Origin of the sequence: Myxococcus sp. AB036A, assembly GCF_006547355.1 — a bacterium.
In the GTDB taxonomy this organism is placed as follows: Bacteria; Myxococcota; Myxococcia; order Myxococcales; family Myxococcaceae; genus Myxococcus; species Myxococcus virescens.
The window spans coordinates 1-14,474 of sequence record NZ_VHLC01000158.1 but is presented as its reverse complement, the minus strand read 5'-3'; the positions used below and the strand labels follow the sequence as shown (position 1 = coordinate 14,474).

Below are 14,474 nucleotides of genomic sequence, written 5' to 3'. Positions count from 1 at the left end.
GTGTCAGTTTCTATTTCAGTTCGGCGTCTTCTGTCAAGCTGCTGTTTTCGCCGTCCTGCTGGCTTCCGGAGTCTTCAGCGCCGCCCAGTGGCTTCCGCTGATTTCCTCCAGAGGGGCGCGGCTTCTATCGCTTCGCCGCCTTCCCTGTCAACCGCTGCTTCGTTGACTCCCTCGACTTGTCCGCCCTTTCCTTCCGGGCTTCTTCGTCGGGGCGCGGCTTCTACCACCACCGCGTCTCCTGTCAACTCGCTGCGTTGACTGCCGTATTCCGTATTGTCGTACTGACTCGCTCGAAGTGCCTTCCGCGCCAGTGCGCGGGCTTCTTTGCGAGGGGCGCGGCTTCTATCACCGCCGCGTTGAGGGTCAACAAACTTCGTCGGCCCGTTCTTCCCGATCGTCTCCTGGGTGACGGGCACCGAGGTGGCGAGCAGGGGTTCACTTACTAACGCGCCGCTTCCTGCACGTCAATGGATCTTGATCGGCGTCGTACCCCCAGCGTCCGCCCCTGTGGGTTCAACGCACCTTCATTGGTGACAACCCAGGTCCCGGGGAAGAGCATTCCACCTGAAAAATCCGGAGTTTACCGCTCGGAGAGCAGCCGGCCCTTCAAACCAGGGCGCGCGATCCTGGCGTTCAGGGCTTCTAGCGACGGTCATTGTCAGGCCGCCATGACGTCCCGAAGAGCCAGTCCGCGAACGGGAACGAGATGTTGAAGTTGTGGCGCTGCATCTTCGAAGGGTCGTGATGGGCTTCGTGGTGGCGGCGCAGCTGCCGCATCAACGCGAGCCGGGCCACCAGGTGCTCGGGCGGCAGGTGGTGGCAGAAATGCAGCCACTCGTACGTCAGGTAGTACCCAACCGCTGATGCGACGAAGAGCCACCCCACGTTCGGCGAGATGAGGACGAAGCACAGCGCCCCCAGTGGCGCGGCGATGGCGCCCAGGAAGAACAGCAGCAATACCGGGGGAAAGAGCACCATCTTCACGTCCCGAGCGGACTCGTAGGCCAGGGCCTCGTGCGTGAAGAAGCGGTGGTGCTGCTCTGTGTGCCGCTGGAAAAGAAGGCCCAGCCCTCGCCGGCGGTGGTGCATGGGCCCTCGGTGTCCCAGGAACTCCACCACGTTGCCCAGCAGGAAGACCGCGGGCAGCGTCAGCCATTCCAGGGGTCGCCTTCCCTCCAGGTGGGACACGGCAAAGCCGATGACCGCCAGCGAGCCCAGGCTCGTGAAGACGAAGTGTGCGCGCCCGGAGTAGCGAGGGCTCACGTGCTTGCGCCGGTAGTCCTCGCGGAATCGCGCCACGCGCTCGGGGATGGAGCGCGTGGCCCTGGCGGCTTCGGCCATCCTGTCATCCTGACTAGCCCTTCTGGCGGGCCTTCACTTTCTGGAGCTTCTTCATCCGGTCCAGGATGAGCGTGCGCTTGAGGCTGGACAGGTGGTCCACGAAGACGTGCCCGTCGAGATGGTCGATTTCATGCTGCAGCACGTGCGCGAGCCGGCCTTCCGCCTCGAGTTCATGCCATTCGGCCGACTTGTCCTGGTAACGCACCTTCACCTTGTGGAAGCGCGGGCACTTCTCCCACTCGCGCGGGACGGACAGACAGCCCTCTTCCATCGTCACCGGCTCTTTCTTCTCCAGAATCTGCGGATTGACGATTTCGAAGAAGGTGCCGTCCTCCCGACCCACCAGCGCCACGCGCAGGGATTCGCCGACCTGGTTGGCGGCGATGCCGATGCCTTCGGCTTCCTTCATGGACTCGGCCATCTGCTCCAAGAGCTTCTCGAGCGGGGGGCCGAAGTCAGTCACGGGCTTGGTGGACGAGGTGAGGACCTTATGGGGCCAGATGACGATGTCGCGAGCCATGGGCCGCAATCTGCCATGCACGCCTCCTCAGCGCCGCCCGATTCCGCATGGCAACGGTCCACCGGTTCACACGACGGCCCTCCCCCACCGGGCCCGTTCTCCGCCGGTCCCAAGGCAACGCCCAACCCCACCGTGGCGCGCGTCAGGACCTCCGCTCCCCATTGAAGCCATCCGTCCAGACCAGCGGGGCGCCCGTTCCAGCCGGGAGCCCGTGCAGGGTGGTCGCTCGAGCGGGACATCCCCAGCTTCACCCTCCGAGCGAGGCCATCCGGACAGTTGGCGCGTCTTCACTGACAGGTCTGCTACACCTGTCCCATGCACCCGCACGCCCAACTCATCACCGACTTCTACTCAGCGTTCCAACGCCGGGATGCCCAGGCCATGGCCGCCTGCTACCACCCAGAGGTGGAGTTCTCCGACGCCGCCTTCGTCGGACTCCGTCGCCGGGAGCCCGGGGCCATGTGGCTCATGCTCTGCGAGCGCGGCAAGGACCTGGAGGTCACCTTCCGAGACGTGCAGGCCGATGACCACCGGGGCCGCGCCCACTGGGATGCGACCTACACGTTCAGCGGCACCGGCAGGAAGGTGCTCAACCGCATCGATGCCGAGTTCGAGTTCCGCGACGGAAAGATTGTCCGGCACCGCGACCACTTCGACTTCTGGACCTGGTCCCGTCAGGCGCTGGGCCCCACCGGGCTGGTGCTCGGGTGGACGCCCCTGTTGAAGAAGAAGGTCCAGTCGAAGGCCCGGAAGTCCCTGGACATCTTCATGCGCGAGCGTGGCATTCCCCAGGAGTGAGGAGGACGCATGACACCGCCCGCGAGTGAGAGCCCGCCAGTGGAGGCCCTAGACCTCTGGCTCCTGGAGGCCGCCATGGAGCTGCCCACGCCCCTGCACATGCTCGTGGAGCCGAACCCGCACATCGCGCTCAACATGGCGGACGATCCGCGGCTGTCCCGGGAGGAGCTGTGTGAGCGGCTGTCGCTGCTCGCCGAGCGCGGACTCATTCGCGTCCACGCGCTTCCGGACGGACTGCAGGAGCTGTTCTCCCCCGAGGAGATTTCAAGCGCCATTGAGGCCCGGCAGTCCCGCACTCCCTTTGGCTATTCGCTCACGGCTGCCGGCGGCGCCGTCTGGGAGCACCACGCCAGGCCCGATTGGAGCCGGTTCGTCAACGCGGGGCAGGAGCCCTCCGCCGACGAGGCCCAGGACGCCTGGGTCATCGAGGCCGCGAGCCTTGAAGCCGCGGACGCAGAGTTCCACTTCCATGAGTCACTCGGCGATGTGCATCAGCCGGTGGGCGCGTCGAAGCACGGCGAGGTGCTGACGCCGTGGCAGGTGACGTACTGGAAGACGCTGCCTCACGGATACCGGCTCCGGTACGTCACCGTGCCGCGCCCTGCCGACCCGGCTCGAAGCAGGAGCGTGCCTTCCCGACCACCTTGGTACACGCGCGTCTGGCTGTGACACCTCGCCCGCGCGCTCACGGCTCCAATTCGAACGTCTCGAGGTGCTGGTACGTCAGCGGGCCGTCCCCCTCGCGCGCCAGCTTGGCGGTGCAGCGAACGTTGCCCCGCCAGTCCAGGAGCTGGAGGCCCAACGTGCCGTCCTCGTGCAGCAGCAGCGAGCCATAGCCGTTGTTGCCCAGCTCGGGTCTCAGGTCCGTCCACTCGGGGAAGCGTGCGTGCGACTCCAGGAAACGCACGGGTGCTGGAGACTTCAGGCCCGGCGTCACCGCTCGCACCGGGAGCCCTGCGTGCCCCAGGCTTCCTCCCAGGAACGGGAGCGCGGCGCTCCGGTCGAACAGCGCTCCGTAGGGCGTGGCGCCCCAGAACCACAGGTCGACCTGTGCGCGCTCGACCGCCAGTTCCCGAAGGTCTTCCAGCAAACCGGCGTGCCTTGCTTCTCCGTATCGGTAGGGCGCATCGTGGCTCAGGAGGATGTTCGTTGCGCCTCGCTGGCGGCCCTCCTTCAGCACTGACTCCAGCCAACTCAGGAGCGCGGGCTCCTGGTGCCGTCCTGGCTCGAAGTACGCGGTGTCCAAACCGATGAGCTGGAAGCGCTCCGAGGCCAGGCAGAAGTAGCTTCCCTCCTGGACTTGCTTCGCACGTGAGGCGCCTCGCCGCTCGTCCAGGTAGCGATAGAAGGGGGTGCCCCCGGAACGCATCTCCGGGCCCGCGTTCAGCGTCATCAGCGTTGTGACTGGCAGCAGCGGTTCGAGCGGCTCGGCCACATGCGCGTCGAATTCGCCCCGACGGCCCGCGTAGTACACGCCCCCGAGATGCACCGCGTACTCCAGCCGCTCGCCTCGCATGATGAGCTGACGGGCCACATAGCGCGCGGGGTATTCGCCCGTGCCGAAGCCTCCGAACAACGCTACCTCCACCGGCCGTCCCGGCGTGGGCTCGCGGAGCTCGTAGCGGAAACGGGTGGCGTGATGCGCATCGTCGTGCCGACGGAACTCCGCCCGGTGCCAGCCGCCGTGAAGCCAGGCGCGCCCGCTGAACAGGAGCCATCCGCGCAGGTCCGCCACTGGCTCAAAGCGGGTTCGCGAGGAGTCGATGGGGATTTCATTTGTCATCAGCGGGAAGGTGAAGTCCGGCGGCAGTGACGCCGAGGCCCGCGCCTGGAATGCCGGTTGCCGCAGGGCTTGGAGCGCGGCTTCGGGCTCGCGCAAGGACTGCTCCAGTTCCTGGAGCACGTGCACCAGGGCTCCCTCAGAAACGGGCGCGCCCAAGTCCTGGCGGATGAGGCTCAGGACCTCTTCCGGCTCGCGCAGGAAGCGCTCGCGCAGCGCGCCCAGGTCGTCTGGACCGAGCGGCGGCAACTCCGATACGTCGGCGCTCGCGACTCCGGACGTCGCCGGAGCCGTTACCGCGGCTGAAGGAGCCCGGTACCCGAGTGCCGTGTAGAACTCCATCCGCTTGCGGTCCATGGGCGCATCATCGCCCCTTGGCCCGACGCGGGGAATGCCATGCTCGACACGTTCGTCGGGCCTGGGCCGACGTGGGATGGCCGAGCCTGCCGCAGGACCGCCACGTGTGCTCATCGGGCCTGGCAATGAACACAGGGTGGCGCCGGCCACAGCACCCTCCTGTGTCTGGGCAAACCTCTGTCCAGCGCCTGCCCCGCGCCCAGTCCCGTGGTTCCAGTGTGGCCGAGTGGCGACTACTTCTTCGCTTTCGCTGCGGCCTCGGCCGCATGCGCTTCCGTCACCTTGCTCGCGTCACGCTGGCGGCCATCACGGTAGGCGTAGAGCGTGTAATACGAACCCGTGGCGTAGCCCGGCAGCTTGCGGGGATTGAAGACGCTGGTGCTCGACACCGAGCCACCCACGAAGCCCTTGGGCACGTCCACCAGTCGCATCGCGCAGCCAGCCAGGACCAGCCCCGCCGCTGGCACGTCGTTGCTCACCAGCGTGCACGTGCCCCGCGCGGTGAAGCGCCCCTCCGGCAGGTTGTAGCGCATGTAGACATTCAGCTGCTGCCCGGCGGGAAAGGCGCTGTCCGTCACCTGGACGCACGCCGTCGCCGAGCCCACGCGCCGGCCGCCCCCATCCACCACCTTGCCGTCCTTGGGATTGTGCTCTGGCACATACACACTCCCGCCCAGCTTCACGTTCACCTCGAAGGGCGCCGCCGCGCACACCGCCGGGTCCGCAGGGGTCGCCGGGTCCTCCTGCGTGCGGAACTGCATCACCACCTCATTGGCCCCCACCTGCGCCGACAGCAACAGGACACCCAACATCCCCACCGCACCGCCGAGCTTTCGCGACATGGCGTATCTCCCTCCAGACCGTGAGGGGCTTTTCAGCCCACCGCTTGCACCCCTTCGACGCGCCCCGCGCCAGGGCTACTGCCACGACAGCGTGTATTCGGTGTCGAGCGGCCCCGTCTGCCGGCCGTGCACCTGGACCTGCTTGCCACCGACTGCCTCGATGACGGCCTGGAGCGTGCCCTCGTGGTAGGCGGGCGGCATGAAGTCCCGCCTCATCGTGAAGATGCCGCTGGTGTCGCCCGTCCACTTCACCGCGCGCTCGCCATAGCTGACCGCCGCGCGGTAACCCGAGTGCAGGTTGCCCACGAGCCGCTTCGGACTGTCCGACGCCAGCAGCAACAGCGTCTTGCCCGCCGCCGAAGACAGGAAGTCCGTCGTGGCCACCACGCCCATGCGCCGCAGCGCTCCGTCGAAGCCGCCGTGCTCCGGGCCCATCACCTGCGCCGCCGTGAAGGACATCCGCAGGAAGGCGGCCACCGGGTAGTTGAAGAAGTCGATGAAGCGCGTCTCACCACTGGCCGCCAGACAGCGTTCCACCGCCGCGTCCCCTCCCATCGTGCGAACAGCGGACACCACGCCGTTGAAGAAGAGCCCACGGGCCGTGTCGTCTTTCGTCGCCAGCGCCAATCGCGCGTCCAACTCCTTGGCGATATTTGGATCCATCTTGTTCATTACAACCTCACGAGTTGCGCGCCGTAATGGACGTTCGCGCCTACCGCTGCCACCACCACCAGGTCACCACTTCCCAGACGCACGCGTCCTGCTTCCAAGTCTTCAGCCAGAAGGATGAGCATCCCCGCCGCCGACGTGTTGCCGTAGCGGTCCACGTTGCACGCCACCGCCTCACGCGGCAGTCCCGCCCGCTCCACGAAGGCGTCCATCACCCGCTTGTTCGGCTGGTGGAAGTAGTACCGCTCCACCTTCGAACGCAGCTCCGGACGCGGCCCGAGGACGGCGTCGAGGCACTTCTGCATGTACTCCGGATAGCTGCGCGCCACGCGGAAGCCATCCACCACGAAGGCCATGTCCGCCGGGCGCATCCGCCCTGGCTGATACGGCAGCTTCAACAGGCCGCCTCCCTTGCGGATGACCAGGTCTCCGTACGCGTTGCCGGAGAAGGACGCCAGGATACCCTCCGCCCCCGACGCCCCTGGCTTCGACTGGAGCACCACCGCGCCCGCCCCGTCCCCGAAGACATACATGGAGAGGTAGCCCTGCAGCGTCTTCGAGCGGCCCGGCCCGGGCGGCAGCTCGTCCGTGTAGACCTCCCGGTTCACCAGCGGAGACGTGAAGGCAGAGGCCACCACCGCCACCGTGCGGAAGCGCCCTCCGTCCATCATCTTCTTCACCATGTCCAACACGTACGGCGTGCCACCGCAGCCGTCGTCCACCACGAGCCCGAACGCGTCCTCGCGCAGCTCCAGCCGCCGGTGCAGCTCCATGGCGTCGTGGTTGAAATGCGGCGCGTCCGGCGTACACGTCACCACGAAGAGCGCGTCCAACTCCTTGGCATCCACACCCGCCTGGGCGAGCGCCTTCTGGAGCGCCACCTCGCACATGTCCGTGTTGTTGGCCGGGTAGACGTGTCCGTCATTCTCGGGCGGCGGAATCGCCCGGCCCGTGGCCTCGTCGATGTCCCAGAGGAAGCGGCGCTCCCGGATGCCGACCTTCTCCTCGATGCGCTCCGCCGGCCACCCTGGGATGGCCCTGGCGATCCGCTCGTTGCTCACCACGCGTGAAGGAACGAAGGCACCGGCTCCGACGACACAGACATTGGGTGTCATTTAATGGCCCCGTTTTTTCACAGCCTCGCCATATGGGAGGGATTCCCTGGCAACGGGGATTGAGCAGGATTCAGGCCATATACGAAGTCATTGAAACAACTGCCGCTGGCGAATGGGACCGATTCATCCGTGAATCATCCTCTAGCCAATGGTGCGACGAAACCACTGGGATTACTGGAGATTTCCAGTGCTTCACAAATGAAGCGGCAACCGTTGCGAATGAAGCGCTCCGTCACGAGAATTTCCTCTCAGTGACTGAGCATGTCACCCCAGGTGTCGCCGATGACTTCACTGCACTGTGAAAAGGGCCGCTGCGCGCATGAGTAATTGATGACCCATGCGACGAATCCGGGCGCCGAGCCTCTCACTGGGAGTATCTGGATTGAAGGGCAGATGAGACGGCTGTGCTGAAATCAACACATCGGGAAGGCCGCCCACCCATTGGGGGCGGCCACTCACCGACCTGGCGCGGCTCAGAACGGGATGTTGTCGTCGTCGTTCGGTGGAGGGATGTCGTCGCCGCCGTAGCTTCCGCCTCCGAAGCCACCACCGCCCCGGCCACCACCGTAGCCGCCCTGGTTGCCATAGCCGCCCTGGCTGCCATAGCCACCGTCGCTGCCACCACCCGCGTCGCCGCCCCGCTGCCGCGCGATTTCCGCCTCGATGGCGGCGAGCAGCTGGCGCTCCTTGTCGTGCCAGCGCGACTTGCTCGCGTCATTCAGCGTGCGGCGCGCGCCGTTGGCGTAGAACTCCAGGTCGCCCATGCTGGCGCCGACAATGGGTCCGCCCTTGCTGCGGCCGTAGTTGGGGAAGACCATTCCATCACCACCACCGCCGCCACCGCTGCTCGCGGGCGCTGAACGCCGCGCCGCCGGGGCCGCCGCGTCCGGCGTGCCACCGATGGACATCTCTCCCAGCGTCAGCGTGAAGCCCTCACCGCTCTTGAACGCCGTGCCCACACGCACCTGCTCCACCCGCCCGTCGGGACGACGCACCGCCACGGTGACCGGATAACCTTGCTCGCTCATGCCGGGCCGAATCCCATCCCCGCCCCGCCACTGTCAACGGAGACTCGAAGGGGATGTCCGGGAACCGGTCGCTCGTCCGGCCTGCTCGCCGCGCTTCCTGGATTCCACTTGAGCTGCTCGGGCCCGAAGGCCCGAGGGAATCCGCGGAGCGCGGCGCTCGAATCAGAACAGCGAGCCCTGGGAGGAGGAGCGGCCCTTCTTGCGCTTGCCGGCTCCAGCCTTCGCCTTGGTGGTCTTGACCTGGCGCCCACCCTTGGCCGCGGCCTTCTTCGCGGCCGGCGCCTTCTTGGCCACCGACTTCTTCGCGGCGGCCGGGGCCTTCTTCGCCCGTGCGGCCTTCTTCGCGCCCGCGGCCTTCCGACCCGCTGACTTCTTCGCGGCGGCCGGCGCCTTCTCCGCGGCGGGCGGCGGCGCCACCACGGGGGCCGGGGCCTTCTTCCTGGCGCCACCCTCACGCAGCGCCTTGCTGGCGGCGCGGCCACGCGGCAGCGTCACGTCCTCCACCGATTGCGGAAGCGCGTCGTCCTTCCACGCCGACGGCCGGCGGTTGGTCCGCATCAGCAACCGCAGCTTCTGGTAGTGCGCCGAGCAGTACCCCTTGGAACGGCTGGGGCGCTCGCAACCGATGACGGCGCACGCCCGGGTGCCCTCCTCCGCGCGCGCCTGATTGACGACCGGCTTCGCGGCCACGGGCCGGCCCACGGCTACGCGACCCTTTGGCGCCGCGACCACCTGCTTGCGGCCTCCGCGCGTGGACGCGGGCAGCGCCGTGGGCGTCCGCACTCCCGCCATGGCGCCGAGACGGCTGGTCAGCGGCGCCAACCGGTGTGTCACCTCACGCAGCAACTCCAGGGCCTCCAGGCCTTCCTCCATGCGCCGGACCGCCTGCTGCAACGGGACCAACTGCGCATCGAGTTCGCGCCGGAAGACTTCGCCAAGAGCATTCGCAATGGACATTGCTCGGGAGAATACACCGGGCCCCGGGAAACCGGTGTGAAAACCTGTGCTTGGCTCGCACCAATCGTTGACCGGCGGGCGAAGCCATACATCCCGTGAGGTCGGCCCCTCCCGCCAGCGCAGCGCCTACCCCCGGACGCTGACGGTGGCTGGCGGCTCGGCCCGAGGGAGGGCGCGCTCCGGCGCCTCCCGCTGGAGCTCGGGCGACCGGCTGACGGCGGCCGTCCCGCAGGTGCGCGCCGCCAGGGAGAAGGCCCCCACGAGCAACAGTGCTGGAACAAACAGGTGACCCATGGCGCCTCCTCGATGCAAGTGACGGACGTGAATGCCGGCCAACCCCGCGGGTCTCCTCCCCGCGAGTCCGACCGGCCGCTTCTGCCCGAGACATACGAACGAGCTTGCCGTTCGGGTCTGACGTTTCCGGAGCCCCGGGTACGTGAGCCCCCCAGACACCGCGGCGGGTGTTAAAGGGACGGAGCATGAGCCAGGCGCCCACTCCCGTCCGCTTCAAAGGCACCGACACCTACCTGACCCACGAGAGCCTCCAGGCCGCGGTCAACTGCGCGCTCACCCTCCAGCGCCCCCTGCTGGTGAAGGGCGAGCCCGGCACCGGCAAGACGCTGCTGGCGGAGGCCATCGCCGAGGCCCTGGGGCACCGGCTCATCACCTGGCACGTGAAGAGCACCACCCGCGCGCAGGACGGTCTCTATGTCTACGACACCGTGCAGCGCCTGTATGACTCGCGCTTCAACGACGGGGACGTGCGAGACATCCGCAAGTACATCCGCCAGGGGCCGCTGGGCGAGGCCTTCTCCTCCCCCGAGCGCGTGGTGCTGCTCATCGACGAGGTGGACAAGGCGGACCTGGAGTTCCCCAACGACCTGCTCCACGAGCTGGACCGGATGCGCTTCCGCGTCACCGAGACGGGTGACGAGGTGGTGGCGAAACACCGCCCCGTGGTGGTGATTACATCCAACAACGAGAAGGAGCTGCCCGACGCCTTCCTGCGCCGGTGCGTGTTCCACTTCATCGACTTCCCGGACGCGGAGCTGATGCGCCGCATCGTCGACGTGCACCACCCGGGCCTGGACAGCGCGCTGTCCGAGCAGGCGCTGAAGGTCTTCTACGAGCTGCGCAGCTTCACCCGCCTGCGCAAGAAGCCCTCCACCAGCGAGCTCATCGACTGGATTGCCGTGCTCAAGGCCCAAGGCGTCAACGACCTCAAGCTGGACGAACAGCTCCCCTTCCTGGGCGCGCTGCTGAAGAAGGAGCAGGACCTGGTCTCCGTGGCGGAGGCTTTCGGGCGCGGGCGCCGTCCCCGGGCCTGACGAGGCGCTGCCATGTTCCTGCCCTTCTTCTATGAGCTGCGCCGGCGCGGGCTGAAGGTCGGCGCCCAGGAGGCGCTGGCGCTGGCTGGCGCGCTGCGAGCGGGCCTGCACGACAGCCACCTGGACGGCTTCTACCATGTGGCCCGGGCGCTGCTCGTGCACTCGGAGACGCAGTTGGATGCGTTCGACCAGGCCTTCCTCGCCCACTTCCAGGGCGTGGAGTCGGCGAGCCTGGAGCTGACGCAGGAGCTGCTCAACTGGCTGGAGGAGGCCCGCGAGCGGCCCGACCTGAGCCCCGAGGAAGTCGCGCTGCTGGAGCAGCTGGACCCGGAGGAGATTCGCCGGCTCTTCGAGGAGCGCCTGAAGGAACAGAAGGAGCGCCACGACGGTGGCAACCGCTGGGTGGGCACTGGCGGCACGTCTCCCTTCGGCAACAACGGCTTCGGCCGCGAGGGCATCCGCGTGGGCGGCGGCGCGGGCAACCGCCAGGGCCGCGCGCTGATGCAGGCCGGCGCCCGGAAGTACGCCGGCTACCGCGACGACGTGGTGCTGGACACGCGGCAGATGGCGGTGGCGCTGCGCAAGCTGCGCGCCTTCGCCCGGGACGGCGCGCCAGACGAGCTGGACGTGGACGAGTCCATCGCCGCGACCGCACGCAACGCCGGTGAGCTGGAAGTGGTGACACGGCCGCCGCGACGCCCCAACACGCGCGTGGTGCTGGCCATGGACGTGGGCGGCTCCATGGACCCGTACGCGGCGCTGGTGAGCCGGCTGTTCAGCGTGGCCAGCCAGGCGACGCACTTCAAGGAGCTGCGCACCTACTACTTCCACAACTGCGTCTACGGAAAGCTCTACGCCACGCCGCAGCTCACTGGCGGAATCACGGTGCCGGAGCTGGTGGCCCAGGTGGGACGGCACCACAAGCTGGTGATGGTGGGGGATGCCTCCATGGCACCCTACGAGCTGTCCATCCGCACCGACGCGCAGGGGCACTACAAGACGGACGGGCTGGAAGGGCTGACGTGGCTGATGCAGCTGGCGCAGCACTTCGAGCGCAACGTGTGGCTCAACCCGGAGCCCATGGGCACGTGGCGCACGGGGACCATCTCCGTGATTGCCCGCATCTTCCCCATGTTCGCCCTGACGGTGGAGGGCCTGGGTGAAGCCGTCACGCACCTGACGCGCGGACGGACCGTGAAGGGCGCGGCGGCGCGGCGCTGAGGCGTGTCCGTAGGGCGCGCGGGATTCATTCCCGTGCCCCCCAGGGCAGGAATTCCGGGTGCGCCCGTGGACTGGCGGACGGCCGGGCGAGCCCCAGCGCATTTGGTGCAGCACCTGGAGCGTCACTTGCGGCATGGTGCGCGCGCACGCGAGCGGGACCGCGAGGACACCATGACAACCGACAAGCAGGACGTGCTGGCCATCAACACCATCCGCACCCTCGCCATGGATGCGGTACAGCAGGCCCACTCGGGCCACCCGGGGGCTCCCATGTCCCTGGCCCCCGTGGCGTACCAGCTCTGGCAGCAGGAGCTCCGGTATGACCCGTCCCACCCCATCTGGCCGGACCGGGACAGGTTCATCCTGTCCAACGGCCACGCCTCCATGCTGCTGTACGCGCTGCTCCACCTGGCCGGGGTGAAGCGCGTCACGCGGGAGTACACCGTCGAGGACGCGCCCACCGTGTCGCTCGAGGACATCAAGAAGTTCCGGCAGCTCGACTCGTCCACTCCGGGCCACCCCGAGTACCGGTGGACCAGCGGCGTGGAGACGACCACCGGCCCCCTGGGCCAGGGCGTGTCCAACAGCGTGGGCATGGCCATGGCCAGCCGCTGGCTCGCGAGCTACTACAACCGCCCCGGCTTCGAGATGTTCGGCTACGACGTCTACGCCATCTGCGGCGACGGCGACCTGATGGAGGGCGTGGCGTCCGAGGCGGCGTCCATCGCCGGCCACCTCCAGCTGCCCAACCTGTGCTGGATCTACGACAGCAACCACATCTCCATCGACGGCAGCACCGACCTGGCCTTCACCGAGGACGTGGGCCGGCGCTTCGAGGCCTACGGCTGGCGCGTGCTGCGCGTGCCGGACGCCAACGACTTGAACGCCATGGGTGAGGCGCTGCGCACCTTCAAGACGGCGCGCGGCAAGCCCACGCTCATCATCGTCACCACCCAGATTGCCTACGGCGCGCCCAAGCTCCAGGGCTCCTCCAAGGCCCACGGCGAGCCGCTGGGCGACGAGGAAATCAAGGGCACCAAGCGCTTCTACGGCTGGCCCGAGGACGAGAAGTTCCTGGTCCCCGACGGCGTGCGCGAGCGCTTCCAGGAGCGCATGGGCGCTCGGGGCAAGCAGCTGCGCACGGAGTGGGAGCAGAAGTTCGCTGAGTACCGCAAGCAGTTCCCCGAGCTGGCCGACCAGCTGGAGCGCATGCAGCGCCGCGACGCGCCCCAGGGCTGGGACGCGGAGCTGCCGACGTTCCCCGCCGACGCCAAGGGACTGGCCACGCGCGACTCCAGCGGCAAGGTGCTCAACGCCATCGCCAAGCACTACCCGTGGCTGGTGGGCGGCTCGGCGGACCTCAACCCGTCTACGAAGACGTACATCACCGGCGGGGAGGCGATGAAGCCGGGCGAGTACGCGGGGCGCAACATCCACTTCGGCGTGCGCGAGCACGCGATGGGCTCCATCGTCAACGGCCTGTGCCTGAGCAAGCTGCGCGGCTACGGCGCCACGTTCCTCATCTTCAGTGACTACGAGCGCCCCGCCATCCGCCTGTCCGCGCTGATGGAGCTGCCCGCCATCCACATCTTCACCCACGACTCCATTGGCGTGGGCGAGGACGGCCCCACGCACCAGCCGGTGGAGCAGCTGGCGTCGCTGCGCGCGATTCCCGGCATCATCGTGCTGCGCCCCGGTGACGCCAACGAGGTGGTCGAGTCGTGGCGGGTGATTGCCCAGCAGCGCAAGCACCCGGTGGTGCTGGTGCTCACGCGCCAGCCCGTGCCCACGCTGGACCGCAGCAAGTTCGGCGCGGCGTCTGGCGTGGCTCGCGGCGGCTACGTGCTGTCCGAGGCGGAGGGCGGCAAGCCGGAGGTCATCCTCATCGGCACTGGCAGCGAGGTGTCGCTGTGCCTGGACGCCCAGGAGAAGCTCAAGGCGGACGGCATCCCTTCGCGCGTGGTCAGCCTGCCGTCGTGGGAGCTGTTCGAGGCGCAGTCCCAGGAGTACCGGGACAGCGTGCTGCCTCCGTCCGTGCGCGCCCGCGTCGCGGTGGAGAAGGGCGCCGCCTTCGGCTGGGAGCGCTTCGTGGGGCATGACGGCAACATCGTCGCCATGCGCAGCTTCGGCGCCTCCGCGCCCATCAAGGCGCTGCAGCAGAAGTTCGGCTTCACCGCGGACCATGTGGCTCTGCAGGCGAAGGACTCGCTGAAGAAGACGAAGACGCGGCCGTAGCCCGCAAAAAAGAGAGGGCCTCGGACCGTCCCCCAACGGTCCGAGGCCCTCGGGCCTTTTCGGCATCCAGGTGCTCGTCCTGGCGGACTCATGGCGCGGAAGGGTGCGACCCCCGTCGCATCCCAGCCCCCCGGCTGGGGTTCCCCCCACGCCATGAGCCCATCAGGTCACTTCAACGTCGTTCCCGGCTGCCTCGTGGGCGTGAGCGCTGCGTCCCCCCGGTCGCATCCCGGTTCCCCCGAACCGGCTTCCGCTCGCACCTTCAAGTCCTCCAGGTCCGACT

At 68.0% G+C, this 14,474-nt stretch carries 14 protein-coding genes; 5 read left to right on the top strand and 9 right to left on the bottom strand.

All coding sequences use genetic code 11. The features are described from left to right. Window positions 1–642 precede the first annotated feature (642 nt). Both FL344_RS36320 and def read right to left on the bottom strand, forming a co-directional pair. Window positions 643–1,341 carry a sterol desaturase family protein gene (locus FL344_RS36320; RefSeq protein ID WP_141621737.1) on the bottom strand — a complete coding sequence of 233 codons (699 nt, stop codon included), beginning with the start codon at window positions 1,339–1,341 and terminating at the stop codon, window positions 643–645. A 13-nt stretch (window positions 1,342–1,354) separates the two neighbouring features. Further along, a complete protein-coding gene (def, locus tag FL344_RS36315; RefSeq protein ID WP_140796157.1) occupies window positions 1,355–1,861 on the bottom strand; it encodes a peptide deformylase in 507 nt (168 codons plus the stop codon). A gap of 315 nt (window positions 1,862–2,176) precedes the next feature. On the opposite strand from def, the gene FL344_RS36310 reads away from it, so the two are divergent. Further along, window positions 2,177–2,659 carry a nuclear transport factor 2 family protein gene (locus FL344_RS36310; protein ID WP_141588493.1) on the top strand — a complete coding sequence of 161 codons (483 nt, stop codon included), beginning with the start codon at window positions 2,177–2,179 and terminating at the stop codon, window positions 2,657–2,659. 9 nt (window positions 2,660–2,668) lie between these two features. Further along, window positions 2,669–3,328 (top strand): hypothetical protein, encoded by a 660-nt coding sequence (locus FL344_RS36305; RefSeq protein WP_228565624.1) that lies wholly within the window; start codon window positions 2,669–2,671, stop codon window positions 3,326–3,328. 16 nt (window positions 3,329–3,344) lie between these two features. Here FL344_RS36305 and FL344_RS36300 read toward each other — a convergent pair whose 3' ends face one another. The 7 genes from FL344_RS36300 to FL344_RS38780 all read right to left on the bottom strand — a co-directional run bounded on the left by FL344_RS36300 (window position 3,345) and on the right by FL344_RS38780 (window position 9,701). After that, window positions 3,345–4,796, bottom strand: coding sequence for a hypothetical protein (locus FL344_RS36300; RefSeq protein ID WP_194863389.1), 1,452 nt, complete (start codon window positions 4,794–4,796; stop codon window positions 3,345–3,347). A gap of 233 nt (window positions 4,797–5,029) precedes the next feature. After that, window positions 5,030–5,638: a hypothetical protein gene (locus tag FL344_RS36295; protein ID WP_141621735.1), complete on the bottom strand. Its 609-nt coding sequence runs from the start codon at window positions 5,636–5,638 to the stop codon at window positions 5,030–5,032. Window positions 5,639–5,713: 75 nt separating this feature from the next. Next, complete coding sequence (locus FL344_RS36290; RefSeq protein ID WP_141621734.1) at window positions 5,714–6,310, bottom strand: DUF2378 family protein; 597 nt, start codon at window positions 6,308–6,310, stop codon at window positions 5,714–5,716. Beyond that, window positions 6,310–7,422, bottom strand: a complete 1,113-nt coding sequence (locus FL344_RS36285) for a 3-oxoacyl-ACP synthase III family protein (RefSeq protein WP_090491256.1) — start codon at window positions 7,420–7,422, stop codon at window positions 6,310–6,312. The genes FL344_RS36290 and FL344_RS36285 overlap by 1 nt, the downstream gene beginning before the upstream one ends. A gap of 473 nt (window positions 7,423–7,895) precedes the next feature. Further along, window positions 7,896–8,450, bottom strand: a complete 555-nt coding sequence (locus FL344_RS36280) for a hypothetical protein (RefSeq protein WP_090491255.1) — start codon at window positions 8,448–8,450, stop codon at window positions 7,896–7,898. A gap of 162 nt (window positions 8,451–8,612) precedes the next feature. Continuing rightward, window positions 8,613–9,407: a cell wall protein gene (locus FL344_RS36275; protein WP_141621733.1), complete on the bottom strand. Its 795-nt coding sequence runs from the start codon at window positions 9,405–9,407 to the stop codon at window positions 8,613–8,615. A 126-nt stretch (window positions 9,408–9,533) separates the two neighbouring features. Continuing rightward, window positions 9,534–9,701: a hypothetical protein gene (locus tag FL344_RS38780; protein ID WP_194863388.1), complete on the bottom strand. Its 168-nt coding sequence runs from the start codon at window positions 9,699–9,701 to the stop codon at window positions 9,534–9,536. A 185-nt stretch (window positions 9,702–9,886) separates the two neighbouring features. On the opposite strand from FL344_RS38780, the gene FL344_RS36270 reads away from it, so the two are divergent. From FL344_RS36270 to tkt, 3 genes are all read left to right on the top strand, one after another. Continuing rightward, window positions 9,887–10,735, top strand: coding sequence for a MoxR family ATPase (locus tag FL344_RS36270; protein WP_141588497.1), 849 nt, complete (start codon window positions 9,887–9,889; stop codon window positions 10,733–10,735). 12 nt (window positions 10,736–10,747) lie between these two features. Beyond that, a complete protein-coding gene (locus FL344_RS36265; protein WP_141621732.1) occupies window positions 10,748–11,956 on the top strand; it encodes a VWA domain-containing protein in 1,209 nt (402 codons plus the stop codon). A 171-nt stretch (window positions 11,957–12,127) separates the two neighbouring features. Further along, window positions 12,128–14,191 (top strand): transketolase, encoded by a 2,064-nt coding sequence (tkt, locus tag FL344_RS36260; RefSeq protein WP_194863387.1) that lies wholly within the window; start codon window positions 12,128–12,130, stop codon window positions 14,189–14,191. Window positions 14,192–14,474: the final 283 nt, after the last annotated feature.

Bases quoted from the DNA above. Each gene is read 5' to 3' on its own strand.
- FL344_RS36320 (WP_141621737.1), bottom strand. From the start codon at position 1,341: ATGGCCGAAGCCGCCAGGGCCACGCGCTCCATCCCCGAGCGCGTGGCG.
- def (WP_140796157.1), bottom strand. From the start codon at position 1,861: ATGGCTCGCGACATCGTCATCTGGCCCCATAAGGTCCTCACCTCGTCC.
- FL344_RS36310 (WP_141588493.1), top strand. From the start codon at position 2,177: ATGCACCCGCACGCCCAACTCATCACCGACTTCTACTCAGCGTTCCAA.
- FL344_RS36305 (WP_228565624.1), top strand. From the start codon at position 2,669: ATGACACCGCCCGCGAGTGAGAGCCCGCCAGTGGAGGCCCTAGACCTC.
- FL344_RS36300 (WP_194863389.1), bottom strand. From the start codon at position 4,796: ATGGACCGCAAGCGGATGGAGTTCTACACGGCACTCGGGTACCGGGCT.
- FL344_RS36295 (WP_141621735.1), bottom strand. From the start codon at position 5,638: ATGTCGCGAAAGCTCGGCGGTGCGGTGGGGATGTTGGGTGTCCTGTTG.
- FL344_RS36290 (WP_141621734.1), bottom strand. From the start codon at position 6,310: ATGAACAAGATGGATCCAAATATCGCCAAGGAGTTGGACGCGCGATTG.
- FL344_RS36285 (WP_090491256.1), bottom strand. From the start codon at position 7,422: ATGACACCCAATGTCTGTGTCGTCGGAGCCGGTGCCTTCGTTCCTTCA.
- FL344_RS36280 (WP_090491255.1), bottom strand. From the start codon at position 8,450: ATGAGCGAGCAAGGTTATCCGGTCACCGTGGCGGTGCGTCGTCCCGAC.
- FL344_RS36275 (WP_141621733.1), bottom strand. From the start codon at position 9,407: ATGTCCATTGCGAATGCTCTTGGCGAAGTCTTCCGGCGCGAACTCGAT.
- FL344_RS38780 (WP_194863388.1), bottom strand. From the start codon at position 9,701: ATGGGTCACCTGTTTGTTCCAGCACTGTTGCTCGTGGGGGCCTTCTCC.
- FL344_RS36270 (WP_141588497.1), top strand. From the start codon at position 9,887: ATGAGCCAGGCGCCCACTCCCGTCCGCTTCAAAGGCACCGACACCTAC.
- FL344_RS36265 (WP_141621732.1), top strand. From the start codon at position 10,748: ATGTTCCTGCCCTTCTTCTATGAGCTGCGCCGGCGCGGGCTGAAGGTC.
- tkt (WP_194863387.1), top strand. From the start codon at position 12,128: ATGACAACCGACAAGCAGGACGTGCTGGCCATCAACACCATCCGCACC.